Genomic DNA, 25,442 nt, shown 5'->3' with positions numbered 1-25,442 from the left:
GTAAGACGCCGCGAGTGGCGCGCCGGAAGGCGCCCGCGTGTCCTCGCAAGGACACGACACCATTACGGACTGCGCCGTTCGGCGCGCCACCCCCCTCTGGAACGAGGGGAAGAAAGGAGCAAACCGCGGATGCCTTCGCATCGCGGCAACGATTTGTCATGCCCGCGCAAGCGGGCATGACGTAGCCACCGCGCTTCGCGAATGCGCACGGTTGGGGTTACTGGATCGTCCGCTTTCGCGGACGATGACAATAGGGGTGGTAACCTTCAGCGAATGACAGGTTGGTGTTGGCGCTAGACAGGAATACATATCCGGCCATGACCGAAACGCTGACCAAAGACCGCATTCTCGCCGCGCTGAAGGCCGTCAAGGGCCCCGACCTCGAGCACGACATCGTCTCGGCCGGCCTCGTCTCCGAGGTGGTGATCCACCAGGGCAAGGTCTATTTCGCCATTTCCGTGGATCCCGCCCGCGCCGGCGAGCTCGAGGCGCTGCGGCGCGCCGCGGAGAGCGCGGTCAAGGACATCCCCGGCGTCGCCAGCGTCGCCGTCACCTTGACCGCCGACCGCGAGCCCGGCGCGGCGCGCGGCGGCAATGGCGGCGCGAGCCCCGTTCAGCCGCCGCGTCAGGCGCATCAGGGTCCGGCCTTCACCAGGCCAGGTGCGGCGCGCGATGCCCGCCATCGCCCAGGTGGCGTGCCCGGCGTCAGCAAGATCATCGCCGTCGCCTCCGGCAAGGGCGGCGTCGGCAAATCGACCACCGCGGTCAATCTCGCGCTCGCTCTGAAGGACCAGGGGCTCAAGGTCGGCGTGCTCGATGCCGATATCTACGGGCCGTCGATGCCGCGGCTCCTCGGCATCAAGGGCCAGCCGCAGCCGGTCGCCGGCAATCAGCTCGATCCCATGCGGGCCTACGGGCTCAAGGTCATGTCCATGGGCTTCCTCGTCGACGAGGAGACGCCGATGATCTGGCGAGGGCCCATGGTGATGTCGGCGCTGTCGCAGATGCTGAAGGACGTCGCCTGGGGCGATCTCGACGTGCTCGTCGTCGACATGCCGCCCGGCACCGGCGATGCCCAGCTCACCATGGCGCAACAGGTGCCGCTCGCCGGCGCCGTCATCGTATCGACGCCGCAGGACCTGGCGCTGGTCGATGCGCGCAAAGGGCTGAACATGTTCCGCAAGGTGAACGTGCCGGTGCTCGGGCTGGTGGAGAACATGTCGACTTTCCTCTGCCCCCATTGCGGCGAGCGTTCCGACATTTTCGGGCATGGCGGCGCGAAAGCCGAGGCCGCGCGGCTCGGCGTGCCGTTCCTCGGCGAGGTGCCGCTCACGATTGCGGTGCGCGAGACCTCCGATGAGGGCCGTCCCGTGGTGGCGACCGACCCGTCCTCGCCGGTCGCGGAGGTTTATCGCGAGATCGGCGCGCGCGTCTGGGCGGAGCTTGAGCGCCTCGCCGGCGCCGACCGGCCTGCGCCCAGAATTGTCATGGAAGGTTAGGAACTTGCCGTGATGGGGCCGACTCAGCTAACTCGATTCCAAGGGTGGTTGAGCGTTATCGGGGAACCTCATACCGCGGCGGTCCGTGATCGGCATCGACAAGGTCAATCTGCCGGCCTGCGCCTTCGGCGCCGGCCTTGCCCATGTGGCGGCGCTCGCGCTCGTGCTGCCGATCCTGATCACTCTGCCTGCGCCCGGCGGGGAGGCGCTCCGCCTCGTCGCCATTCCGGTCGAGATCCTCGCCGAGACTCCGCCGCCGCCTGTGTCCGCAGCGCCTGCGCTCGAAGCCCCAGCGCTCGACGCCATCGGCGAACTGGTGGCGCGCGCCGGCATCGGCAGCGATCTCCCGCCCGGCCCGGCCGATTTCGCGCCCGAGGCGGATGACGTCACCTACGCTCTGCCCCGGGCTACGGCAGAGCCCGAGCCTGAGGCTGAAGCTGAGCCCGCGGAGCAGGACGCGATCGCCGCGGTGGATGCCAATCCGCCTCCTCTGCCGGTCCGCGTCGACCGGGACGCGGCGGCCGCCCGCCTCGCCCCGCCCAAGGCCGCTCCGCCCCCCGTCAAGCGCGCCGCGCCGAAACCTGCGCCAGTCGCCCGCCCCGCCCCCCGCCGCCCCGTGGCGGCCAGGCCGGACATCGTGCCTTACAAGGATTCCTGGGAAGTTCTCCTCGGCAAGCCGGCGTTCAAGCCGGCCCCTAGGCCGATCCGATAGAGGTCAGGCCGCGCTCGAGCGCGTGCGGATCGGCGTCACCTTGCTTTGCGCCGTGTCCTTCGGCTTGCCCTTGGGCTTGGCGGATTCCTCGGCGCCCTCCGGATAGCCGTAGAGGAAGCCCTGCACCTGCGGGCAGCCGAACTTGCGCAGCATCTCCGCCTGCTCGGGCGTCTCCACGCCCTCCGCCGTGATGATCACGTCGAGCGACTTGCCGAGCGCGATGATGGTCTTGACGATGGCCCGCATGGCCGGATCGCGCGTCATGTTGCGAATGAACTGCCGGTCGATCTTGATTTTGGAGAACGGGAAGCGGGCGAGATAGCTCAAGCTTGAATAGCCGGTGCCGAAATCGTCCATGGCGATGGCCACGCCGAGCTCGCGCAGCCGGTTCAGCTTGCCGAGCACCTCTTCGGTGTCGTTGATGAGCAGGTTCTCGGTGATCTCGAGCTCGAGGCGCTCCGGCGGCAGGCCTGTTTCCTTCAGCACCTCCGCCACCGTCTCGGCGATGTCCCCGTCGCGGAACTGGGCGGGCGACAGGTTCACCGCCACCGTCAGCCCCTCGGGCCACGTCGCCGCATCGCGGCACGCCCGCCGCAGCACCCATTCGCCGATCGGCACGATGAGACCGGTCTCCTCGGCCACCGAGATGAAATGTCCCGGGGCGATCTTGCCGTGCACCGGATGATGCCAGCGGATCAGTGCCTCCGAGCCGCACTGCCGCTCTGACGTCAGGTCGTATTGGGGTTGATAGACGACCTCGAACTCCTCGCGGCCGAGCGCCAGGCGAAGCTCGTGCTCGACGGTGCGCCGGCGCTGCAGCGCCTTGTCCATGCTCTCCTCGAAGAAGCACATGCGCTGTCCGCCGTCGCCCTTGACCCGCGACAAGGCGATCGTGGCGTGGCGCAGCACCGTCGCGGCGGTGTCACCGTCGGCCGGCGCGAGAGCAATGCCGACGCTCGTGGTGATGAGGAGGTCCTTCCCGGCGACGTGGAACGGATCGCGAAGCGCGGCGACGAGCCGGTTCATGAACGCCATGACGTCGCCGAGATTGGTGATGTCGACGAGGGCGATGGCGAACTCGTCGGCGCCAAGCCGCGCGATCAAATCGCGATCGCGCAAGGTGCCTTTTATGCGCAGACCCATCTCACGGAGCACTTGGTCGCCGCCGCCATGTTCGGTGGCGTCGTTGATCTCCCTGAACTTGTCGATGTCGAGACACACGACGGCGATATGCGTGCCCTCGCGCAGGGTGCGGCTCATGGCCTCGGCCAAACCCTCGGCAAAGGCTCGGCGGTTGGCGAGGCCCGTCAACGCATCGTGGCTTTCGAGATAGCGCACCTGCTCCACCGCTTGCCGCCGTTCCTGGCTGCGCATCCAGGCGAAGGCGACCGGCGTGGCGATGCCGACGCCAAGCAAGAGCAAGGTGACCGCGGCAATGAGGCTGAAATAACCGGAGAGAACATTCGCCTGGTCGCTCTGGTCGAGGTAAACGACCAGCGATCCGCGCGTGAGATGGTTGAAGTCGAGGGGCAGCCTGAGGACCGCGAAGTGCGATGGCGCGCCGTCGACGTTGCTTGTGTAGAGGCCGATGACGGCGCCTTCCTGCGCCGGATTCGTCTTCACGTCCACCAAGGAATCATCGAGCGGCAGACTGGCAAGGCCGCTCGTGAAGGTCAGTCGCCCTCTAGCGTCGTAAAGCTCGAAGCGGAGCACACGATGCGCATAACCCGCTTGCTGGAAGACTTGATCGAGCTGCGGTGCGAAGCCGGGACGCGTCAGCGCCTCAAGCACGACGTTGGGATCTTTAACCAACTGCGCTTGGATGCGGTCCTGCGCGACGAGAGCCTCGCGCTCGAGCTCAAGCTGGCTCACTCTGCTTGGCGCAATGAGAGCCGTGACGGCAATCAGCGCCGAAAGCAGCGCCAGCCCCGCCCAGTGCCAGTATTTTTTTACCGACGTTTTGCGCAACATGAAGCGAACCGAACCCACGGCCAGCGGACCGGCTAGTCCACTGATCACGGAGGCAAATTAGCCGGGCGTAGGTTAAGAAACGCCGTAAGCTGAGCGACTGTGCCGGGAGGGGTGAAAACCGGGTTTCGTTTTGCCAGCCGAACGCTTGGAACCGCTGGGAAATTTCCGCCTCTAGGATTTTCTTAACCCTAGGGCGACTTAGCCGCCCGTGACCGACATGTGGCGCGAAACGGCAGGCGCTGCCCTGCGGTCGATGACGAAATCGTGCCCCTTGGGCTTGCGCGCGATAGCCGCGTCGATGGTGGCATGCAGCAAGTCATCGGAGACGCTTGCGCGCAACGGTTCTCTGAGGTCGGCGGCGTCGTCCTGGCCAAGGCACATATAGAGTGTGCCGGTGCAGGTCACGCGCACCCGATTGCAAGATTCGCAGAAATTGTGAGTCATCGGCGTGATGAAGCCGAGCCGGCCGCCTGTCTCGGCAACTTGCGCATATCGCGCCGGCCCTCCTGAGCGATACGGAATATCGGCGAGCGTGAAGCGCTGTTCGAGCCGCGCCCGCACCAGCGACAGCGGCAGATATTGATCGGTCCGGTCGGCTTCGATCTCGCCCATGGGCATGGTCTCGATCAAGGTGAGATCGAAGCCGCGGCCATGGCACCAGCGAAGGAGGTCGGCGATCTCGTCCTCGTTGCAGTCCCTCAGCGCCACGGTGTTGATCTTGATCTTGAGGCCGGCGCGGTCCGCCGCGTCGATACCGCGCATGACCTGGTCGAAGTCGCCCCATCGAGTCAGCACGCGGAACTTCGCCGCATCGAGCGTATCGAGCGAAACATTGATGCGCACGATGCCGGCGCCGGCAAGCGCGTCAGCGTAGCGGGCGAGCTGGCTGCCATTGGTGGTAAGGGTCAGCTCGTCGAGGTCGTTGCCGAGATGCCGCGACACCGCCTCGACCAGCCACATGATGTTCCGCCGCACCAGAGGCTCGCCGCCGGTAAGCCTGATCTTTCGCACGCCCCTGGCAATGAATGCGCTTGTGAGCCGGTCGATCTCCTCGAGCGTCAGCAGGTCTTTGCGCGACAGGAAGGTCATGTCTTCCGCCATGCAATAGGTGCAGCGGAAGTCGCAACGGTCGGTGACCGACACCCGCAAATAGGTGATGGCGCGGCCGAACCGGTCGATCAGGGGAGATACGATTTGGCTCATCTATGCCTCTTCGTCCTCGGTCACCTGAGCCTTGCCTTTGCGGCTGTAGGCCTTGGCGCTCTTGACCACGCGCTTGCGGTAGCGCGGATCGGCGAGCGCGGCCGCCGGCGCGTTTCTACGCTTGATGGGGCTTTTCCGCTTCATCGTACCGGCTCGCGTCTTCGATCTGCCACGGCTCTTGCCGCGCGAGGTGATCGCCATCGTCTTTGATCTCTAATATTGCCTTTTGTCTCTAATATATAGGCTTCGCCCTATCCATATCACGGGAAAGGCGCGTCGAAGGAGGACAGCATGGACGAGCAACGCTTCAATATGTCGATGCGAAAATTCCTGAAGGAGGTCGGCGTGACCTCGCAGCAGGCGATCGAGCGCGTGGTCCGCGAGGAGGGGTTGGGCGGCAAGGGCAAGCTTAGGGTGAAGATGAGCCTGACCGCCGAACGGGCGCCCCTCGATCATGTGGTCGATGGCGATATCGACCTCGGCTAAGCCTGGAGAGCTCCCGGCGATGGCCTGGCCCACGGAACTCAAGCTCGACGCCGAGAAGCGCACCCTCACCGTGAGTTTCGACGACGGGCAAAGCTTCGCCCTGCCGGCGGAGCTACTGCGCGTGATGAGCCCTAGCGCCGAGGTGCAGGGCCATAGCCCCGAGCAGCGCGTCACGGTGCCCGGCAAGAAGAACGTGCGCATCCTGCAGCTGGAGCCCGTCGGCAACTACGCGGTGCGCATCGTGTTCGACGACGGGCACGACACCGGGCTCTTCGTCTGGGACTATCTCCGCGACCTCGGCGAGAACCGGGACGCGCACTTCCAAAGTTATCTCGACGAGCTCGCCGCCAAGGGGCTTGGTCGATAGCGGGAGGGCGGCCTAGGACTTTGCGTCGTGGAAGATGATGCCGAGCGTATAGCGCCCGCCGCTCCGAAGCTCGCTTACCCCGTGGCGGACGTTGACGCGGTAGACGCCGCGCGTGCCGCGCACCGGGCGGTTCTGCACGGCGAAGATCACGGCGTCACCCTGGCCCGAGCGGCACGACGGTCGCGCGCGACTGCATGCGCGGTCGCTGCTCGGTGAGCACGAATTCCCCGCCGGTGAAGTCGCGGCCAGGGGCCGACAGCAGGATCGCCATTTGCAGCGGGAATGCATGCTCGCCATAGAGATCCTGATGCAGACAGTTGAAGTCCCCCGGTCCGTACTTGAGCAGGAGCGGCGTCGGTAGCGTCTGGCCGGCATTGTGGCACCGTTTGAGAAAGCCATCGTGATCGGCGGGGTAACGCACGTCCATGCACATCGCCGCCGTCCAGCGATTGGCAACCTCGGCGAGATGCGGGTAGGCCGCGCGCCTCAACGCGGCGATCGTGTCAGTCAAGGGATAGGCGAAGTACTTGTACTCGCCCCGCCCGTAGCCATGGCGCTCCATGATCACGTGCTTACGGAAGAGCCGGTCGTCCGGATAGAGCGCCGTCGTTGAGCGGCATTGCCCGGCATCAAGCAGGCCCTCGATCATTGCGAAGCCCCGCGCGTCCAAGTCGGCCACGACTCGCTCCCATGCGAGACCTGCCAGCCGTTGTCTTGGCGGGACGGCTTGCTTCGCTGCCGCAGTCGAGGGGTTCATCACTTGGCCTCTGTCGCTGCCCCCAAGGCCAAACATGCCCTGGCGATTCCGCTCGATGATAACACCATTGCTGCTCCCGGGTTGAAAGCGGCCACCGCGTCTGTGGAATGAGGCGCCGCCATTAACTTGGACAATTGCGAGGAGGGGATGGAATCGCCGGTTCCGGCCCCCCACATCCTTGGAGCCAAGTCCACGCCGGCCATGGCAACGCGTGCCGGTCCTTGGCTGGCGACTATTGCAACCGCATGACGGGTCCTTCGTCCTGTCACCGATTCGTTGCAGATCGATGGGGGGATGTCGCAAAATCGTGATATTCCAAGCGCAAACATAGGGGTACGTCCTTCGGCCGATTCGTCACGGAGCCTTAGAGCAACCATTGAGCGACCGGGCAGAACAAAGCGCGCGGGCCCTCCCTCCGGGCCTCTTCTGGCGGACCGGCCAAGCGATCAGGCGCGGCCTTCGCGAACTCGCCGCGAGACTGTGGGCCGCGCTGTGGCAGATCGTGATCGTCGCCGTGATCATGGCGGCCCTCGTGGCCATCGCCGACCTGCCGTTAGGGCTCGCGCTCATCGCCTTTGTCAGCTTCGTCGCGTCGGTGGCGCTGCTTCCCCGCCAGGATGTCGACAATATCCTCGAGGCCGATCTCGGCCGCTCCACGGCCTCCGCCCGGTCAACTTCCGCCATGCATGTGATGGCCGAGGCGCTGCCCGACCCCGTGATCCTGCTCAATCGCGCCGGGCAGGTGCTGTCCTGCAACGGCCCCGCGCGCGGCCTGTTCGCCACCTTGCGTGAAGGGAGCCACATCTCCTCCGTGATCCGCACGCCGGAGTTTCTCGATGCCGTCAGCGCCGCGCCAAAGAGCGGCCGCGCCGTCACCGTCACCTATGCCGAGCGCGTGCCGGTCGGCCGGCGCATGGCCGTGACCGTCGCGCCCTTGGGCCGGGGAGGCGAACGCGATGGCAATATTCTGGTCCTCTTGCGCGACCTTACCGAGGTCGAGCGCATCAACCAGATGCGCGCCGACTTCATCGCCAATGCGAGCCACGAGCTGCGCACGCCGCTCGCATCGCTGCGCGGGTTCATCGAGACCTTGCAAGGCACCGCCAAGGAGGATACCGGCGCGCGCGAGCGCTTCCTGCCCATCATGGCCGAGCAGGCCTCGCGCATGACCCGCCTGATCGACGCGCTGCTGTCCTTGAGCCGGGTGGAGATGAACGCCCACGTGCCGCCAAGCGATCTCGTCGATCTCAACGACGTTCTCGGCCACGCCCGCGATACGCTCGAGCCGCTCGCGAGCGACTCCGGCATGACGCTCGAAGTCGGGCGCTTCTCCCGCCCGGCCGTGGTCCGGGGCGACCGCGACGAGCTGCTGCAAGTGCTCCAGAACCTGGTGCAGAACTCGCTCAAATACGGCAATCGCGGCGGCCGGGTGCGCATCGAGCCAAAGCACATCCCCTCGCTCGGCCGCCAGGCCGGCCGCTACGCCATTGCCGTGGTCGACGATGGCCCCGGCATCGCGCCCGAGCATCTGCCGCGCCTCACTGAGCGCTTCTACCGGGTCGACGTGGCCTCCAGCCGCGAAAAAGGTGGCACCGGGCTCGGCCTCGCCATCGTTAAGCATATCCTCAACCGCCACCGGGGCGAGCTTGCCATCGCCTCCAAGCCGGGCAAGGGATCGACCTTCACGGTTATGCTTAACGAGGCTCGCGCGGGCTGACGCGGCCGGTGCTGTTATCCACAGGGAAATTTCACAAAAGACATGTAGATCAGTCGTTTAGACTGTCATAAAGTCGAATCATCCCTGTCATAGAACAATTATCCCTAGGGACTAGCGTGCCCGCGAGCTGGTAGCGGCGTTGCTCGCGCTGGCGGAGGCTCACATCCAATTTCCGAAGGGAGAGCTACAGTGAACAGATACAGTATCGCAGCGTCGACGCTTGTCGTCGCCGCCCTTTGCACGGCCGGCCCGGCGCTGGCCCGTGACCAGATCAAGGTCGTCGGTTCGTCGACGGTCTTCCCGTATTCGCAGGCGGCAGCCGAGGAGTTCGGCAAAAAAACCGGCCAGAAACCCCCGGTGGTCGAGTCGACCGGCACCGGCGGCGGCATGAAGATTTTCTGCCAAGGCATCGGGGAGCAGAACCCCGATTTGACCGGCGCGTCGCGCGCCATGAAGAAGTCGGAGTGGGAGCTCTGCACCAAGAACGGCGTTACCGACGTCACCGAGATTCAGATCGGCTATGACGGGTTGTCGATTGCCCAGTCAAAGAAGGGCACGCCCATGGATCTGACCGAGGCGCAGATCTTCTTGGCCTTGGCGGCCGAGGTCCCGGACGGCGACAAGCTCGTGCCTAATCCCTACAAGAAGTGGAGCGATGTTGACAAGTCGCTTCCCGATGTCGCCATCCTGGCCTACGGCCCGCCGCCGACGTCCGGCACGCGCGATGCCTTCGTTGAGCTGACGATGCATGACGGCTGCAAAGCCCTCGATTACTTCAAGACCAAGAAGGGCGAGATGGAGAAAGCTGACTTCGACAAGCTCATCGGCGAGAAGTGCACGCCGATGCGTCAGGACGGCCCGTTCGTCGAGGCCGGTGAGAACGACAACCTCATCGTGCAGCGCATCGATGCCGATCCGAATGCCCTCGGCATTTTCGGCTACTCGTTCCTGTATGAGAACCAGGACAAGCTCCAGGGCGTGAAGATCGAAGGTATCACCCCGACGTTCGAGACTATCGCCGATGGAAGCTATCCGATCGCGCGGCCGATGTTCTTCTACGTTAAGAATGCGCATCGCAATGTCATCCCCGGCCTGACCGACTTCGTCGTTGAGTACACGAGCGACGAGGCCATGGGTGAGGGCGGTTATCTCCAAGAGCGCGGCCTTGTTGTTCTGGCGCCGGAGCCGCTGAAAGAAATGCAGGATCGCGCGAAGAACGCGGAGAAGATGTCTGCGCCGACTTCGTAAGACCGCAGGCACGCTTGAACTGAGTTGATCCAAGGCGTGGCCGCATTCCACCTGTGCGGCCACGCCGGCGATCGTAGGACAACACACGGCCCTTCGGCGCACGCCACGAGAAACGGCGTTTGCCGAGTAACCGGCGGGCGGACATGATCGGTTACCTTCTGCTCCTGCTCATCGTGCTTGCCGCGGTCAGCTATGTCCTTGCCCGCAGGCGATCCATCGCCCTCGTCGAGGGCCGCGAATACGAGTTGCACTCGCGCCCGAGCTATCACGGCGCCTTTGTCGCCGCGTGGGTCGGCATCCCGTCGATCCTGCTGGTCCTTGTCTGGTTGGTGCTCCAGGGCCAGGTCATCGACACCTTGTTGCTGTGGAGCCTGCCTCCCGGCACCACCGACGGCATGGACCGCGGCCAAGTCAGTCTTTTGCTCAGCGAGATCAAGTCGGTCGCTCAGGGCAATGTCTTCGGCGAGCCGAGCCTCGTAGTCCAGGAAGCGGCGGAGCGTTACAACCGCTGGCAGGGGATCGCCCGCTGGGCCATGGTCGGCGTGGCGCTGAGCGTCGCACTTCTCGGGCTCATCATCGCCAGCCGCCGCATCAGTCCCGAGTTCCGGGCGCGCCATGGCGCCGAACGCATCCTGAGCGGGCTCATGATCGCCTGCTCGCTCATCGCCATTCTGACCACGCTCGGCATCGTCATTTCGCTGCTGATTGAAACCTTGCGCTTCTTCGACAAGGTCAACCCCTTCGAGTTCTTCTTCGGGCTGAACTGGGAGCCACAAATTCCCATCCGCGAAGGCCAGGTGACGGCGGGCGGCGCTTTCGGCGCCATTCCAGTGTTCGCCGGCACGCTCCTCATTGCCGCCATTGCCATGGCGGTGGCGACGCCTATCGGCCTCTATTCGGCGATCTACCTCACCGAGTACGCGCATCCCAAGGTGCGGGCCACCATCAAGCCGGTGCTCGAGCTGCTCGCCGGCATTCCGACCGTGGTTTACGGCTTCTTTGCCGTGCTAACCGTCGCGCCCGCCATGCGCCAGTTTGGCGACACCATCGGTCTGCCGATCGCCCCGAACAGCGCGCTCGCCGCCGGCGCGGTCATGGGCATCATGATTATTCCCTTCATCTCGTCATTGTCCGACGATGCCATCGCCGCGGTGCCCCGGTCCATGCGCGACGGTTCCTATGCTATGGGTGCCACCAAGGGCGAGACCATTACCAAGGTCCTGCTTCCCGCCGCCCTTCCCGGCATCATGGGCGGCGTCCTGCTCGCGGTCAGCCGGGCCATCGGCGAGACCATGATCGTGGTCATGGCAGCCGGCATCATCGCCTCGCTCACGGCCAATCCGCTCGAGCCGGTCACCACCGTGACGGTACAGATCGTGACGCTCCTCATCGGCGATACCGAATTCGATAACCCGAAGACGCTGGCCGCCTTCGCCCTCGGCCTTGTGCTGTTCCTTGCCACCCTGGCCCTCAACGTCGTCGCCCTGCACATCGTGCGCAAATATCGAGAGCAATATGAGTGACGCAGCGGCCATAGATCAGGTGCCTCGCACCGTTGACTGGAATTCGGAGCAGGCGCGCCGGCGCCTCCGTCGCCGCTATGCCGCGGATCGCCGCCTTCAGGCCTATGGCATCATCGCCATTGCGCTTGCCGTGGGCCTCCTCGGCGTCCTCGTGGCGTCGCTGATCTCCACCGGATTTCCAGCCTTCGTGCAGACCAAGGTCGATCTCGCGGTTTACGTCGACCCGGCCAAGGTCGATCCCAAGGACCCGGCAGCCGGCAATTATCGGACCCTCGTGCGCGAGGCGTTGAACACCATCGTCCCCGGAATCCCCGAAAATCAATATCGGGATGTCAGCAAGATCCTCACCTCCGATGCGCCTTACATCATACGGGACTACGTGGTCGGCAACCCCGGCACCATCGGCACGACCATCACCCTGCCGGTTGCGCTCTCAGACCCGTTCGATCAGCTCTACAAGGGCGTGATCCCGAAAGAGGTGGAGGCGCTGACCTGGAGCCAGGTCCGCTATTTCGAGCGGCTCAACAATCGCGGTGTCGTGGTCGAGCACGACGGGCAAACCAGCCTCAAACTCGACGTCTTTGTCGACGCGACAAACGCCGAGGAAGGGGATTTCGCCGCGATGGCGCGCGACAGCCTCCAGGCCTATCTACCGACAGTGCACGACACGGCGCTGTTCGCCATGCTCGCCGACGATGCGCCGGAGGTGCTTGCCAAGCGCGTGGCCGAGGACCCCGGCGTTGTCGGCAAGACCATCCAAGTCTTCTTCCCCGTCTCTCCACCCTTCGCCGAGTTGGCGGAGGGCAAGGCGCCGATGGTGCTCAATCCGCGCTTCACGCCGGAGCAGATCAAGGTGTTCGATGTCATGGAGGAAAAGGGCCTCCTCCACACGCCGTTCAATTGGGAACTGTTCTTCAATGCCGACAGCCGCTTCCCGGAGCGCGCGGGCCTAGCGGGCGCCATCACCGGCTCCTTCTTCGCGCTCCTGGTGTGCTTCCTGCTAAGCTTCCCCATCGGCATCGCCGCCGCCGTCTATCTCGAGGAGTTCGCCCCGAGGAACCGGTTCACCGACCTGATCGAGGTCAATATCAACAACCTCGCCGCCGTCCCCTCGGTGGTCTTCGGTCTCTTGGGATTGGCCGTGTTCCTCGGCTTCTTTGGCCTGCCGCGCTCGGCGCCGCTCGTTGGCGGCATGGTGCTGAGCCTGATGACCTTGCCGACCATCATCATCGTCACCCGCGCCGCGCTGAAGGCGGTCCCTCCCTCGATCCGCGAAGCGGCCCTTGGCGTCGGCGCCTCCAAGCACCAGGTCATGCTGCACCATGTGCTGCCGCTCGCGATCCCGGGAATTCTGACCGGCACCATCATCGGCATGGCGCAGGCCTTGGGCGAGACGGCGCCGCTGCTCCTGATCGGCATGAACGCCTTCATTCCGAGCATCGAGAACATGGGACTTCTCGAGCCGGCCACCTCGTTGCCAACCCAGATCTTCAGCTGGGCGGACAGCCCCGAGCGCGGCTTCGTCTCGCGGACCTCGGCGGCGATCTTGGTGCTGCTCGGCTTTCTCGTCGTCATGAACATCGTCGCCATCGCGCTTAGGCAGATGTTCGAGCGAAAGTGGTAGAAAGGGACCTAGTCATGGAGGCTCGAGTGGAGGCAGAACCGGCCGTCCGCATAAAGGCACCCGAAGTGCCGCAGAAAGAGGAAGGCGCCATGCCGGCTGAGCAGCTTGAGCTGAAGATGGCCGCGCGCAACGTCAACCTCTGGTACGGCGAGAAACAGGCGCTGTTCGACGTCAATCTCGACGTCTTCGACCGGTCGGTGACGGCGTTGATCGGACCGTCCGGCTGCGGCAAGTCGACCTTCCTCCGCTGCCTCGATCGCATGAACGACGTCATCGAGGGCGTTCGCATCAAGGGCGACATCAGGCTGGACGGCGAGGACATCTATGCGCCGCGGGTCGATCCGGTGCAGCTCCGCGCCCGGGTCGGCATGGTCTTTCAGAAGCCCAACCCATTTCCCAAATCCATCTTCGAGAACGTCGCCTATGCGCCGCGCATTCACGGCCTCGCCCGGTCGAAAACCGATCTCGAGGAGATCGTGGTCAAGAGCCTTCAACGGGCTGGTCTCTACGAAGAGGTGAAGGACCGGCTTAATGAGCCCGGCACCGGCCTCTCCGGCGGCCAGCAGCAGCGGCTCTGCATCGCCCGCGCCATTTCGGTCAACCCCGAAGTGCTGCTCATGGATGAACCTTGCTCCGCGCTCGACCCGATCGCCACCGCCAGGATCGAGACCTTGATGGACGAGCTGAAAGAAAGCCTTTGCATGGTCATCGTCACCCACTCGATGCAACAGGCCGCCCGCGTTTCGCAACGCACCGCCTTCTTCCATCTCGGCAAGCTGGTCGAGGTGGACGAGACGTCGAAGATGTTCACCAACCCGACCGATCAGCGCACGCAGGATTACGTCACCGGCCGCTTCGGTTGATGCCGGCGCTTCAGGAGTTCGCTTAGATGGAACAGCAGCACGAACACATCGTCAGGTCCTACGAGGAGGAGCTTGCCCTCCTCAACAACAAGATCGCCAAGATGGGCGGTCTTGCCGAGCAGGTGCTCGGCCAGTCGTTCGAGGCGCTGGAGCGTCGCGACCCGGATCTGGCCGCCGCCACCATCAAGGAAGACCAGGAGATCGACGATCTCCAGCGCGAGATCGAGGAGCAGGCGGTGATCATGATCGCTCGCCGCCAGCCCATGGCCTACGATCTCCGGCAGATCATGGCTGCGCTGCGCATTTCCACCGATCTGGAGCGTATCGGCGATCTCGGCAAGAACATCGCCAAGCGCGCCGGCGCCGTCGCCTCCGAGCAGCAGCCGAAGCAGCTGATGCTCGGCCTCAAGCATATGGGCGAGCTGGCCCTCAGCCAACTGAAAGACGTCCTCGACGCCTTCATCGAGCGCGACGCCGATCGCGCGCTGGGGGTCTGGTACAAGGACGAGGAGATCGACGCGATGTACAACTCGATCTTCCGTGAGCTCTTGACCTATATGATGGAAGACCCGCGCAATATCGGGCTCTGCACCCATCTCCTGTTCGGCGCCAAGAACATCGAGCGCATCGGCGACCACGCCACCAACATTGCAGAGACGGTCTACTATCTGGTGCATGGCCGGGCCATCACCGATCAGCGCCCGAAGGGCGACACCACAAGCACGACGCCGGTCTCGCTGAAGCGGACGGCGGTCTAACGCATGCTGCAGACGGACGCCATGAGCGCGGGAGCCAAGGTTTTGGTAGTCGAGGATGAGGAGCCGTTGGCTCTGCTCCTCCGCTACAACCTCGAAGCCGAAGGCTATTCGGTCGACGTCGTGCATCGCGGCGACGAGGCCGAGGTTGCCATCGCCGAAAGTTCGCCGGATCTGATCGTGCTCGATTGGATGCTGCCGGGCATTTCCGGGCTAGAGCTGTGCCGGCGCCTGCGCACCGGCAAGGACTCGCGCACCATTCCCATCATCCTGCTCACGGCTCGCAGCGAGGAGAACGACCGCATCAGGGGCCTCACTACCGGCGCCGACGACTACGTAGTCAAGCCGTTCTCGCTGCCCGAGCTGATGGCGCGCGTCCGCGCCATTCTGCGTCGCACCAACCCCGAGCGCATCGCCTCGGTGCTCTCCGTGTGCGACATCGAGCTCGACCGAGAGTCCCACCGGGTGACGCGGAACGGGCGCCAGGTCCATCTCGGGCCGACCGAGTTCCGGCTGCTCGAGTTTCTCATGCAGAGCCCCGGCCGTGTGTTCAGCCGCGCGCAATTGCTCGACGGCGTCTGGGGCCGCAACGTCTATGTCGACGAGCGCACCGTCGATGTGCATATCGGCCGTCTGCGCAAGGCCATGATGCGCGGCAACGAGCGCGACCCCGTCCGCACCGTGCGCGGCGCGGGCTACGCTTTCTCCGACAAGCTCGAAGAAACGGCCTGAAGCCCTCTCCTTGTCATCGCCCGGGTTGACCGGGCGATCCAGTAACCACTTTCAAAAGTTAATCGCGAGGCCGTAGGTTACTGGATTGCCCGCTTTCGCGGGCAATGACAACGAGCGAATATGGAAGAGGCGCCGAAACGGCGCCTCGTTCGCTTCTCTGATTTGACCTCGATCCCCTAGCCGCCGGCGAAACGCTTCTCGCGGCGGCGCGCCTGTACCGGCTGATACGCCATGCGGGCATGGTGCTCGCAATAGGGCAACGTGCCGGCCTTCTTGCGCCCGCAGAAATGGAAGTCTTCCTCGGCCGGGTCGCCGATGGGCCAGCGGCACATCGACTCCTTCAAGGTGAGGATACTCGCCCGCTCATGCAGCGGGATGACGAGCTCTTCGAGCGGGAGAAGCTCCGGCTCGAATTCGGCTTCGTAGCTGGGCTTGAGCGCCACGTTGCCACGTGTGCCGAACGTCAGCGACGCCGCGCGATGCTGCCGTGGCGCATGCACGCGCCGCGGCCTTGGCGAGCTGGAACGCGAGCTTGTGGCGCGCCCCGAAAGTCCGAGCCGATGAACCTTGCCGATCACCGCGTTGCGGGTCACGCCGCCTAAGCGACCCGCGATCTGGCTCGCGCTCAGTCCCTCCGCCCAGAGTTTCTTCAGCAGTTCAACTCTCTCATCAGTCCAAGCCATGGTTTGGCCTCCTCGTTTGGACTCAGATTCCCCCCGTCCGCTAGAGACGGCGTTTCGAAATACTCGGAAATTACTGCTGAGAATGACCGCTCGGGCGCATACCGCACCCACGACATCTGGTAGCCGAGCGGTTATTACCCTACTAGAGCCGGTAGAATCCGACAAGCGTCCGCCACGCTTGAAAACTTCGTTTTCCACCGGAACAAGCGGATTCTGCCACTTCTCGAGCGAGAACACAAACGCGGTCGTTGATGGAAAGGTGGAGAAGCGTTGGATAAGCGGTCGTCAGCGCTGATTGACACGCATCCGCACGGGACCTAACACTCTGAGTTTCCTTGCTGCCGCCCATCGGCGGCAATTTTGTTTCAGGGATACGCAACTTTCATGTCGGCCCTCCTTCCGACCTACGCCCGCAGCGGCTTGTCCTTCGCGCGCGGCGACGGCGCTTTTCTCGTCACCGAGGCGGGCGAGCGCTATCTCGACTTCGCGAGCGGCGTCGCCGTCACTGCGCTTGGGCACGCGCATCCCCATCTCATCGCGGCGCTGACCGAGCAGGCGAACAAGGTCTGGCACGTCTCAAATCTGCATCACATCCCGGAGCAGGAGCGTCTCGGCGAGCGGCTTTGCGCCGCCACCTTCGCCGACCGCGTGTTCTTCGCCAATTCCGGCGCCGAAGCCGTGGAGTGCGCCATCAAGGCCGCGCGCCGCTATCACTTCAAGAGCGGCGCGCCTGAGCGCTATCGCCTCGTCACCTTCGACGGCGCCTTTCACGGACGCACCTTGGCCACCATCGCCGCCGGCGGCCAGGCCAAGCACCTGGAAGGCTTCGGCCCGCCGGTCGACGGCTTCGACCACGTCGCGGGCTTCGACATTGAGGCCGTGGAGGCGGCGGTCGGCGAGGAGACCGCCGGCATCCTCATCGAGCCGATCATGGGCGAGGGCGGCATGCGCGAGGTGTCGTGGCCCTTCCTGCAAGCGTTGCGGGCGCTCTGCGACGAGAAGGGCATCCTGCTCATCCTCGACGAGGTACAGACCGGCGTCGGCCGTACCGGGCGCTTCTATGCTCATGAGTGGGCCGGCATCACGCCTGATATCATGGCCTCTGCCAAAGGCTTGGGCGGCGGCTTTCCCGTAGGCGCGTGCCTCACCACCGAGGCGGTGGGCAGTGCCATGACGGCGGGTAGCCACGGCTCGACCTTCGGCGGCAACCCGCTCGCCATGGCCGTGGGCAATGCCGTGCTCGATGTGGTTCTCGCGCCGCGCTTTCTCGAAGGTGTCGCGCAGATGGGGCTAAGGTTGAAACAGCGGCTCGCCGCCATCGTTGACGAGCATGGCGACGTCGTCGAGCAGATACGGGGCCAGGGCCTGATGGTCGGCATGAAGTGCAGGATCGAAAATCAGAAGCTGCTTGCGGCGCTGCGCGACCGCCGCTTGCTGACCGTCCAGGCGGGGGACAATGTTGTGCGCCTGCTGCCGCCCTTGATTGTGAGCGAGGCCGAGATCGACCTTGCCTGCGACACCATCGATGCCGCGTGCGTCGCTTTGAAAAGCGACGCGCGCGTCCGGGTCTAACGGTTCTCCCGAGGCCTGGCCCATGACACCCAAGATGTCATCCGACACGTCACCCAAGCATTTTCTCGATCTCGATGCTCTCGACGCGCAGACCTTGCGCACCATCATCGATGCTGCCGCTGAGATCAAAAGGAAGGGCAAGGTGCCGAAATCCCTCGGCGTGCCGCAGGGAGCGGTGCTTGCCATGATCTTCGAGCGGCCATCGACGCGCACGCGCGTCTCCTTCGAGGTCGCCATGCACCAGCTGGGCGGCGTCTCGATCGTGCTCCATGCGCAAGACATGCAGCTCGGCCGCGGCGAGACGGTGGCCGACACCGCGCGGGTCCTGTCGCGTTACGTGGATGCCGTCATGCTGCGGACCGGCCCGCACGCCACCCTGACCGAATTGGCTGGGAATGCCTCAATCCCTGTGATCAACGGGCTGACGGCGCGGTCCCATCCCTGCCAGGTCATGGCCGACGTCATGACCTTCGAGGAGCTGAAGGGGCCGATCAAAGGCCGCACCATCGCCTGGATCGGCGACGCCAATAATGTCGCCACGTCTTGGGTGCATGCTGCCGCGCGCTTCGGGTTCACCTTGCACATCGCGGCGCCTGCCGGCTTTGCGCCGTCGGCCGAGCTTCTGGCGTGGGCGAGGGGCCAGGGCGCCCGGATCGAGGTGAGCGAAAGTGCGCTCGAGGCCGCAACCGGTGCCGACTGTGTGGTGACGGATGTGTGGGTGTCAATGGACGACAATGACGAAAGTAAGCGCAAGGCGGCGCTCCGCCCGTTCCAAGTCGACGGGGCGGTGATGAAGGCCGCCAAGATGGACGCGATCTTCATGCACTGCCTGCCGGCCCACCGGGGCGACGAGGTGAGCGCCGAGGTCATCGACGGGCCGCAATCCGCCGTGTGGGACGAGGCCGAAAATCGCCTTCACGTTCAAAAGGCCATTCTCGCCTGGTGTCTCGGCACCGGCCGGCAACGCGCCAAGCGCGGCACGGCGAAGCGCAGCCCTGTTAAACGTCCAGCCGCCAAACGCCGAGGAACGAAGCGGTGACCGAGCCCGCCCCGGAAGCGCGCCGCGGGCTCACCATCCCGGCGGACGATTTGATCCTGCCGTTCCAGGCGGAGCACGCCGACGTGCTCGGCCGCCTGGTCAAGCTCGGGCCGACCGTCGACACCATCCTGTCCCGCCACGCGTATCCCGAGCCCGTGTCGCGGCTCCTCGGCGAGGCCGTGGCGCTCACCGCGCTCCTCGGGGCGTCCCTCAAGACCGAAGGCAAGTTCATCCTCCAGGCGGCGACCGACGGCCAGGTCGATCTCCTGGTCGCCGACTACCAGGTGCCGGGGGCTTTGCGCGGCTACGCGCGGTTCTCGGCGGATCGTCTGGCGGAGGTCGCTCGCGACGACGACGCGTCGCTGCTCGGCGAAGGCCACCTCGCCATGACCATCGACCGTGGGTCAGAGACCGAGCGGTACCAGGGCGTCGTGCCGCTCGAAGGCGAAAGCCTCACGGAAGCCGCCGACACCTATTTCCGTCAATCGGAGCAACTCCCCACTTTCATTCGCCTCGCCGTGGCGCGCCACTATCGCGCCGGCGAGTCAGGCGAGGGTACATGGACCTGGCGCGCGGGCGGTCTCCTCGTGCAGAAGCTCACCCGCGAGGGCGGCGTGTCGAGCGCGAAGGACTTCGAGGAGGATTGGACCCGCGCCAAGAGCCTCGCCGAGACGGTCGAGGATCACGAGTTGCTCGACCCCATGCTGACGCCCGACCGGCTGCTTTACCGCCTGTTCCACGAAGAGCAGGTGCGCGTCTACCGCGCGATCCCACTTGAGACCTATTGCAGCTGCTCGCGCGACAGGGTCGAGGAGCTGCTCAGGCGTTTCTCGCCGGAGGATCTCGCCGACATGGTGGTCGACGGAGCGGTGTGGGTCACCTGCGAGTTCTGCAACAGGCGCTACCACTTCGACCCGGCGGAGTTCGTGGGCAACAACTAAGCGCGAAGCATGTCCGTGAGGTCGGCAAGAAACGTCATGCACGTCTCGAGCTGCGCGATCGACACGAACTCGTTCGCCGCGTGCGCTTGCGCGATGTCGCCTGGCCCGCAGATCACTGCCGGGCAGCCCGACTCTTCGAACAAGCCTGCCTCCGTAGCGTAAGACACGGTGCCCGTGCGGTTCGCGCCGGTGAGCGCGAGCGCCAGCGCCACGGCATCGGAGTGCGGCGCGGCGACGAACGCCGGCACCGACGTCTGGCTCTCGGTCACGACCGCGGCGTCCTTCGCCACCTTGCGCATTTTCGGCAGCAGCGCCGTCTCTGCGAAGGCGGCGAGATCGCGCGCCGTCTCGCCCGCAGAAGAGGTCGGTAAGCTCCTAACCTGCCAGCGAAATTCGCAATTCTTGGGCACGATGTTGGTCGCCGTGCCGCCTTCGACGACCCCGACGCTCACCGTGGAACAGGGCGGCTCGAACCGCGGATCGTTCTCCGTCTCGGCGATCTCCTCTGCGAGCCGGTCGAGCTCGCCGATCAACTCCGCCGCCGCCGAGATGGCGTTGACGCCGATGGCGGGCAGGCTTGAATGCGCTTCCTTGCCGGTGACGATGGTGCGATAGGCGTCGATGCGCTTATGCGCGTCGATCACGCCCATGCTGGTGGGCTCGCCGACGATCACAACGCGCGGCCGCGGCAAGTCCGCGCCGAGGCGGGCGATCAGCGGCCGTACTCCGGCGCAGCCCACCTCCTCGTCGTACGAGATGAGGATGTGGATCGGCTCTTTCAGCGGGCGCGCCTTGAACAGCGGCACGGAGGCGAGCACGCAGGCGATGAAGCCTTTCATGTCGCAGGTGCCGCGCCCATAGAGTCTGCCGTCGTGTTCTGTGAGCGTGAACGGGTCGCTGGTCCAGGTCTGGCCGGTGACCGGGACGCAGTCGCTATGGCCGGAAAGCCCGATGCCGCCGCTACCGTGGCCGATCGTGGCGACGAGGCTCGCCTTCTTCCCGTCCTCCGAGGGGACTAATACCGAAGCGACTCCGCGCTTCGCGAGATAGTCCTGCACGAACGCGATCAGCTCAAGATTCGACTTGGCGCTCGTGGTGTCGAAGCCCACGAGCTTGGCGAGCAGCTCCTGCACGGTGGATTGAGAAGCCAACAAGGACACTCCTTTGCGGCGCGCGGGCTACTGGCGTCGGCTTCTCGCTGCGGGCTAGACGGCGCGGCCGAAGCGCTCGGCCGAGCGGGCTCTCGCCCGCATCGCCTCCACTTCGCGGTTGCGGGGCGGTGAGCTGGTCACAAGCGAATCGATCAATTCACGGGCGGCCTCGGTGACTTTTCCACGGCCTGGTTGAAAGCCGGCTCATTCGCCTTTGATGGGCGCGTTGCGCCGCTCAGCTTCCGCACGAATTGCAGCGCCGACGCGCGGATCTCGTCGTCGGACGCAGGCGGCTCGAAGTTATGCAACGTCTTGATGTTCCGGCACATGATGATCCTCACGCAAATTGGTCTTGGAAGGGTGACACATGGGAGGCGTAGCCCGCAAGACGGTGGGCGCCACGGGCTAGCGCGCGGCGGACAGCGCCTGGTCGAGATCGGCCATAAGGTCGCCGGCGTCCTCGAGCCCGATCGACAGGCGGATCGCATTGTCGAAGATGCCGAGCTCGGCCCGCGCCTCCGGCGTCAGCCGCTGATGCGTCGTCGTGGCGGGATGTGTGGCGAGGCTCTTGGCGTCGCCAAGATTGTTGCTGATCCTGATGATGTCGAGCGCGTTCAGGCTACGGAACGCTGTCTTCTTGTCGCCCTTAATCTCGAAGGCGACCATGGGACCGCCGCCTATCATCTGCCGCGTGGCAAGCTGATATTGGGGATGGTCGACGCGGCCGGGATAATACACCCGCGCCACCTCCGGCCGCCCGGCGAGGAAATCGGCGATCGCCGCCGCCGTCTCGTTGTGACGCGCCACCCGCAAGGGCAGGGTCTCGAGCCCCTTCAGCATAACCCAGGCATTGAACGGGCTGAGCGACGGCCCGGTGTGCTTCAAGTAGTTGTGCAGCTTCTCCTCGATGAACTCGTTGCTGCCGAGCACGACGCCGCCGAGGCAGCGGCCCTGGCCATCGATATGCTTGGTCGCCGAATAGACCACGATGTCGGCGCCGAGCGGGATCGGCCGCTGGCCAAGCGGCGTCGCGAACACGTTGTCGACCACGGTGAGCGCGCCGGCGCGCTTGGAGATGGCGCACACGCCCTCGATGTCGACGAGCTCGAGCACGGGGTTGGTCGGCGATTCGAAGAAGAAGGCACGGGTGTTGGGCTTGACCGCCGCCTCCCAGGCGGCAAGGTCGCGCCCGTCGACCAAGGTCGAGGCGATGCCGTAGCGCGGCAGGAGGTCCTCGACGATATAGCGGCAGCTGCCGAACAGCGCCCGGCCCGAGACCACGTGGTCGCCGGCCTTCAGATGGCACAGAAGAGAAGCCGCCACCGCCGCCATGCCGCTACCCGTGCCGCGCGCGGCTTCCGCGCCTTCGAGCGCGCACATGCGGGACTCGAACATGGCGACGGTCGGGTTGGCGTAGCGGCTATAGACATAGCCGTCCTCGTCGCCCTTGAAGCGCGCCTCGGCCTGCTCGGCGCTCTCATAGACATAGCCCGAGTTGAGAAAGATGGCCTCGGACGTTTCGCCGAACTGGCTGCGGAGCGTCCCCTCGTGGACGAGTTGCGTGGCGGGCTGCCAGCTTGAGCGGCGCCCCGTCCGGTCCTTTGCGGCCATGACCAGTCCTCCTTGAACTCTCTGCACCAGGCCGGCCGCACAAAAAAACCCGGACTTTGGCTGCCGCCGAAAGCCGGGATGATCCACGTCCACGGCCTTTTAGCGACTTGTTTTACGTGGCTGCAAGCCGGCCGGCCAAATCACCACGGGGGCGATTAATCGCGCCCCTGGCGCGCCCCGTCAAGCCTTCTCGGGCAAAGGTGCCCCTTGTGAATCCGGGGGAGAAGGCCGAGCTTAAGGTGACCGAAGCCCCGGCAAATGCAAGAACATCGTCCATGCCGCCTATGAGCCAGAGCGATCAGCTGTTCGAGGCGCTGCCTGAGGACCCGCCCTCCACGGCTGGCGAGGCACGGAGGAGCGCCCTGGTGCGCACCGGCATCCTGCCGAGCCAAGCCATCCGCGCCCTGATCGCCGCCGGCGAGATTGCCGCCGCGCCGGAGATCGACGACGGCCAAATCCAGCCCGCGAGCCTCGACCTGCGGCTCGGCAAGGTCGCCTACCGCATCCGCGCGAGCTTCCTGCCCGGCACCAAGGCGACCGTGCGCGAGAAGCTTACCGCCCTCACTTTCCACGAGATCGATCTCACCAAGGGTGCGGTGCTCGAGGCGGGCTGCGTCTACCTCGTGCCCTTGATAGAGCGCCTGAAGCTCCGCTCCACCATCGCCGGTTTCGCCAACCCGAAAAGCTCGACCGGGCGCCTCGACGTGTTCACCCGTCTCATCGGCGATCACCAGGATTCGTTCGACGCGGTCGAGGAGGGTTACGCGGGTCCGCTGTTCGCCGAGGTCTGCCCGCGCACCTTCTCCATCAAGGTCCGCTACGGCTCGCGGCTCAATCAGATCCGCTTCCGCCGTAGGGTCAGCCAGCAGATCGACGCCGACGATCACCCGGGCCGCGTCGGCGACCGTCACCTGCGCGCCATCCACTCCGATGTGGGCTTGGTGGAAGGAGAGGCGGCGATCCGCGAGGGGCTCAAACTCCGCATCAGCCTCGCGCCCATTCCGCCGTCCGGGCTCGTCGGCTATCGCGCCCGGCGCTATGCCGGCGTCGTCGACATCGATCAGGTCGGCGCCTACGACATCGACCAGTTCTGGGAGAAGGTCCGTCTCGGCGACGACCGGCGCCTCGTGCTCGACCCGCATGACTTCTACATCCTCGCCTCCAAGGAGAGCGTCTCGGTGCCGCCCGCCTATGTCGCCGAGATGGCGCCGTTCGATCCTCTGATCGGCGAGTATCGTGTGCACTATGCGGGCTTCTTCGACCCCGGCTTCGGCTACGCCGAGGGCAAGGCGCCAGGCGCCAAGGCCGTGCTCGAAGTGCGCAGCCTCGACATCCCGTTCATCGTCGAGGACGGCCAGATTGTCGGTCGCCTCGTCTACGACAAGCTCACGGACGTGCCGGAAACACTTTACGGCCAGGGCATTGGCTCGCATTATCAGGCACAAGGACTGAAGCTGTCGAAACACTTCCGCCAGGAGTGACCCGCTAGAGGGAGCGGGGGCAGCCTAAACAATCATTATCGGACGGGGGGATGGCATGGACGGGGTTACCCAGGCGTTGAACTGGCTGAACGGCATCGTCTGGGGCGTGCCGATGCTGATCCTGATCCTGGGGGTCGGGCTCTTTCTCACTTTCGGCCTGAAGCTCCGCACCATCGTCAACGTGCCTTTGAGCCTTTGGATGCTGTGGCGCGGGCGCCGGCCCGAAGGCAAGGGCGAGATCACGCCCTTCAATGCGTTGATGACGGAACTCTCCGCCACGATCGGCACCGGCAATATCGCCGGGGTGGCAACCGCCATCTTCCTGGGCGGTCCGGGCGCCGTGTTCTGGATGTGGATGACCGCGCTGGTCGGCATGGCCACGAAATATGCGGAAGCCGTCCTTGCCGTCCGCTATCGCGAGAAAGACTCGCGCGGCGAATGGGTCGGCGGCCCCATGTACTACATCAAGAACGGGCTCGGCGAACGCTGGACCTGGCTCGGCGCCTGCTTCGCGGTGTTTGCCGGGATCGCCGGTTTCGGCATCGGCAACATGGTGCAAGCCAATTCGGTCTCCCACGCGCTCGAGAACTCTCTATCGATCCCGCTCTGGGTGACGGGTCTCGTCTTGTTTGTGCTCGTGGGCGCAGTGTTGATCGGCGGCATCAAGCGCATCGGCGCGGTCGCCGGCAAGCTAGTGCCGTTCATGGCGATCACCTATGTCGCCGCCGGTCTCCTCGTCATTATTCTCAACGCGGCCGCCATCCCGAGCGCATTTGCGCTGATCTTCACCCATGCGTTCTCGCCTGCCGCGGCGACCGGCGGCTTCGCCGGCGCGGCCGTCTGGGCGGCCATCCGATTTGGCGTCGCCCGCGGCGTGTTCTCCAACGAAGCGGGCCTCGGCTCGGCCCCGATCGCCCATGCCGTGGCGCAGACGCACGGCCCCGTGAGTCAGGGGCTGATCGCCATGCTCGCGCCGTTCATCGATACGATTATCGTCTGCACCTTCACCGCCCTCGTCATCCTCACGAGCGGCGTGTGGTCGAGTGGCGCCACCGGCGCCGCGTTGACCTCCAACGCCTTCGAGGCGACGCTTCCGGTCGTGGGCCATCACATCGTGTCGTTCTCGCTCGCTCTGTTCGCCTTCACCACCTTGATCGGCTGGAGCTACTACTCCGAGCGCGCGCTCGAGTATCTGTTCGGCGTCAGGATCATCACCCCGTTCCGCATTGTCTGGTGCCTCGCCATCATCGTCGGCGCCACGATGGAGCTCGCCTTCGTTTGGCTGCTCGCCGACACGCTCAATGCCCTGATGGCGCTGCCGAACCTGATCGCCCTGGCGTTGCTGAGCCCCGTCGTATTCGCGCTCTCCAAGGAGTTTTTCCGCACGCGCGGCAAGTCGGAGGACAATCCCTTCTAGGTGCCGTAGCGCCGGAGGTTGCGGCGCGAGCCGTTGGCACGCACGGGGCTTGTGTGCCATGCTCCCGCCGCTCGATTCTGCGCGGGTTTC

Annotated in this window: 22 protein-coding genes, 2 pseudogenes and 1 riboswitch; of the genes and pseudogenes, 16 read left to right on the top strand and 8 right to left on the bottom strand. The window is 65.1% G+C overall.

All coding sequences use genetic code 11. The annotated features are described in order from the left end of the window. The first annotated feature begins 317 nt into the window (after positions 1-317). Together apbC and ACRECX_RS03570 are read left to right on the top strand one after the other, a co-directional pair. On the top strand, positions 318-1,499 hold the full coding sequence (gene apbC, locus ACRECX_RS03575) for an iron-sulfur cluster carrier protein ApbC (protein WP_431557429.1): 1,182 nt from the start codon (positions 318-320) through the stop codon (positions 1,497-1,499). Positions 1,500-1,584: 85 nt separating this feature from the next. Then, entirely contained in the window at positions 1,585-2,211 is a 627-nt protein-coding gene (locus tag ACRECX_RS03570; protein ID WP_431557428.1) for a hypothetical protein, read from the top strand. A 3-nt stretch (positions 2,212-2,214) separates the two neighbouring features. Here the strand turns inward: ACRECX_RS03570 and ACRECX_RS03565 are convergent, their stop codons facing one another. From ACRECX_RS03565 to ACRECX_RS03555, 3 genes are all read right to left on the bottom strand, one after another. Beyond that, on the bottom strand, positions 2,215-4,182 hold the full coding sequence (locus ACRECX_RS03565) for a putative bifunctional diguanylate cyclase/phosphodiesterase (RefSeq protein ID WP_431557427.1): 1,968 nt from the start codon (positions 4,180-4,182) through the stop codon (positions 2,215-2,217). A gap of 198 nt (positions 4,183-4,380) precedes the next feature. Next, a complete protein-coding gene (gene moaA / locus ACRECX_RS03560) occupies positions 4,381-5,385 on the bottom strand; it encodes a GTP 3',8-cyclase MoaA (RefSeq protein ID WP_431557426.1) in 1,005 nt (334 codons plus the stop codon). Next, positions 5,386-5,586 (bottom strand): hypothetical protein, encoded by a 201-nt coding sequence (locus ACRECX_RS03555; protein WP_431557425.1) that lies wholly within the window; start codon positions 5,584-5,586, stop codon positions 5,386-5,388. Between the two features lie 90 nt (positions 5,587-5,676). Between ACRECX_RS03555 and ACRECX_RS03550 the strand changes: the two genes are divergently transcribed. Next, on the top strand, positions 5,677-5,871 hold the full coding sequence (locus ACRECX_RS03550) for a DUF6494 family protein (RefSeq protein ID WP_431557424.1): 195 nt from the start codon (positions 5,677-5,679) through the stop codon (positions 5,869-5,871). 19 nt (positions 5,872-5,890) lie between these two features. Continuing rightward, entirely contained in the window at positions 5,891-6,238 is a 348-nt protein-coding gene (locus tag ACRECX_RS03545; protein WP_431557423.1) for a gamma-butyrobetaine hydroxylase-like domain-containing protein, read from the top strand. Between the two features lie 12 nt (positions 6,239-6,250). On the opposite strand, the pseudogene ACRECX_RS03540 reads toward ACRECX_RS03545, so the two are convergent. Next, positions 6,251-6,800: pseudogene (locus ACRECX_RS03540) on the bottom strand (2OG-Fe(II) oxygenase). Positions 6,801-7,371: 571 nt separating this feature from the next. Here ACRECX_RS03540 and ACRECX_RS03535 point away from each other — a divergent pair. The 7 genes from ACRECX_RS03535 (at position 7,372) to phoB (ending at position 15,457) form a co-directional block, all read left to right on the top strand. Then, a complete protein-coding gene (locus ACRECX_RS03535; RefSeq protein ID WP_431557422.1) occupies positions 7,372-8,712 on the top strand; it encodes an ATP-binding protein in 1,341 nt (446 codons plus the stop codon). Between the two features lie 189 nt (positions 8,713-8,901). Next, positions 8,902-9,960 (top strand): PstS family phosphate ABC transporter substrate-binding protein, encoded by a 1,059-nt coding sequence (locus ACRECX_RS03530; protein WP_431557421.1) that lies wholly within the window; start codon positions 8,902-8,904, stop codon positions 9,958-9,960. A 143-nt stretch (positions 9,961-10,103) separates the two neighbouring features. Continuing rightward, the gene (gene pstC, locus ACRECX_RS03525; RefSeq protein ID WP_431557420.1) at positions 10,104-11,483 is read left to right on the top strand and encodes a phosphate ABC transporter permease subunit PstC; all 1,380 of its coding nucleotides are present in this window, start codon (positions 10,104-10,106) and stop codon (positions 11,481-11,483) included. After that, entirely contained in the window at positions 11,476-13,107 is a 1,632-nt protein-coding gene (pstA, locus tag ACRECX_RS03520; protein WP_431557419.1) for a phosphate ABC transporter permease PstA, read from the top strand. Before pstC ends, pstA begins: the two co-directional genes overlap by 8 nt. Positions 13,108-13,196: 89 nt before the next feature. Then, positions 13,197-13,970, top strand: a complete 774-nt coding sequence (gene pstB, locus ACRECX_RS03515) for a phosphate ABC transporter ATP-binding protein PstB (RefSeq protein ID WP_431557441.1) — start codon at positions 13,197-13,199, stop codon at positions 13,968-13,970. A 26-nt stretch (positions 13,971-13,996) separates the two neighbouring features. Beyond that, positions 13,997-14,728: a phosphate signaling complex protein PhoU gene (phoU, locus tag ACRECX_RS03510; RefSeq protein WP_431557418.1), complete on the top strand. Its 732-nt coding sequence runs from the start codon at positions 13,997-13,999 to the stop codon at positions 14,726-14,728. Positions 14,729-14,731: 3 nt separating this feature from the next. Continuing rightward, positions 14,732-15,457: a phosphate regulon transcriptional regulator PhoB gene (gene phoB, locus ACRECX_RS03505; protein ID WP_431557417.1), complete on the top strand. Its 726-nt coding sequence runs from the start codon at positions 14,732-14,734 to the stop codon at positions 15,455-15,457. 176 nt (positions 15,458-15,633) lie between these two features. Here the strand turns inward: phoB and ACRECX_RS03500 are convergent, their stop codons facing one another. Continuing rightward, positions 15,634-16,140, bottom strand: a complete 507-nt coding sequence (locus ACRECX_RS03500) for a GcrA family cell cycle regulator (RefSeq protein WP_431557416.1) — start codon at positions 16,138-16,140, stop codon at positions 15,634-15,636. 384 nt (positions 16,141-16,524) lie between these two features. Here ACRECX_RS03500 and ACRECX_RS03495 point away from each other — a divergent pair, with 384 nt between their 5' ends. The 3 genes from ACRECX_RS03495 to ACRECX_RS03485 are packed head-to-tail and all read left to right on the top strand — an operon-like array spanning position 16,525 to position 19,692. Further along, positions 16,525-17,712 (top strand): aspartate aminotransferase family protein, encoded by a 1,188-nt coding sequence (locus tag ACRECX_RS03495; protein ID WP_431557415.1) that lies wholly within the window; start codon positions 16,525-16,527, stop codon positions 17,710-17,712. A 22-nt stretch (positions 17,713-17,734) separates the two neighbouring features. Next, positions 17,735-18,751, top strand: a complete 1,017-nt coding sequence (argF, locus tag ACRECX_RS03490) for an ornithine carbamoyltransferase (RefSeq protein WP_431557414.1) — start codon at positions 17,735-17,737, stop codon at positions 18,749-18,751. Next, positions 18,748-19,692: an Hsp33 family molecular chaperone gene (locus ACRECX_RS03485; protein WP_431557413.1), complete on the top strand. Its 945-nt coding sequence runs from the start codon at positions 18,748-18,750 to the stop codon at positions 19,690-19,692. The genes argF and ACRECX_RS03485 overlap by 4 nt, the downstream gene beginning before the upstream one ends. Here the strand turns inward: ACRECX_RS03485 and argE are convergent. From argE to ACRECX_RS03470, 3 genes and pseudogenes are all read right to left on the bottom strand, one after another. Further along, on the bottom strand, positions 19,689-20,852 hold the full coding sequence (gene argE / locus ACRECX_RS03480; RefSeq protein ID WP_431557412.1) for an acetylornithine deacetylase: 1,164 nt from the start codon (positions 20,850-20,852) through the stop codon (positions 19,689-19,691). The two genes, ACRECX_RS03485 and argE, sit on opposite strands and share 4 nt — an antisense overlap. Before the next feature lie 45 nt (positions 20,853-20,897). Beyond that, a pseudogene (locus ACRECX_RS03475) lies at positions 20,898-21,172 on the bottom strand (DUF2277 domain-containing protein). A gap of 76 nt (positions 21,173-21,248) precedes the next feature. Beyond that, positions 21,249-22,454, bottom strand: coding sequence for an O-succinylhomoserine sulfhydrylase (locus tag ACRECX_RS03470; protein ID WP_431557411.1), 1,206 nt, complete (start codon positions 22,452-22,454; stop codon positions 21,249-21,251). A gap of 79 nt (positions 22,455-22,533) precedes the next feature. After that, a riboswitch (SAM riboswitch) is annotated at positions 22,534-22,611 on the bottom strand. 118 nt (positions 22,612-22,729) lie between these two features. Here ACRECX_RS03470 and ACRECX_RS03465 point away from each other — a divergent pair. Both ACRECX_RS03465 and ACRECX_RS03460 read left to right on the top strand, forming a co-directional pair. Next, a complete protein-coding gene (locus tag ACRECX_RS03465; protein ID WP_431557410.1) occupies positions 22,730-23,935 on the top strand; it encodes a 2'-deoxycytidine 5'-triphosphate deaminase in 1,206 nt (401 codons plus the stop codon). 55 nt (positions 23,936-23,990) lie between these two features. Further along, positions 23,991-25,352: an alanine/glycine:cation symporter family protein gene (locus ACRECX_RS03460; RefSeq protein WP_431557409.1), complete on the top strand. Its 1,362-nt coding sequence runs from the start codon at positions 23,991-23,993 to the stop codon at positions 25,350-25,352. Positions 25,353-25,442 lie beyond the last annotated feature (90 nt).

The sequence above is a fragment of the Methyloceanibacter sp. genome, from assembly GCF_050726195.1.
Taxonomy (GTDB): Bacteria; Pseudomonadota; Alphaproteobacteria; order Rhizobiales; family Methyloligellaceae; genus Methyloceanibacter.
Note: the sequence above shows the minus strand (reverse complement) of the source record. Positions and strands in the feature narration are given on the sequence as shown.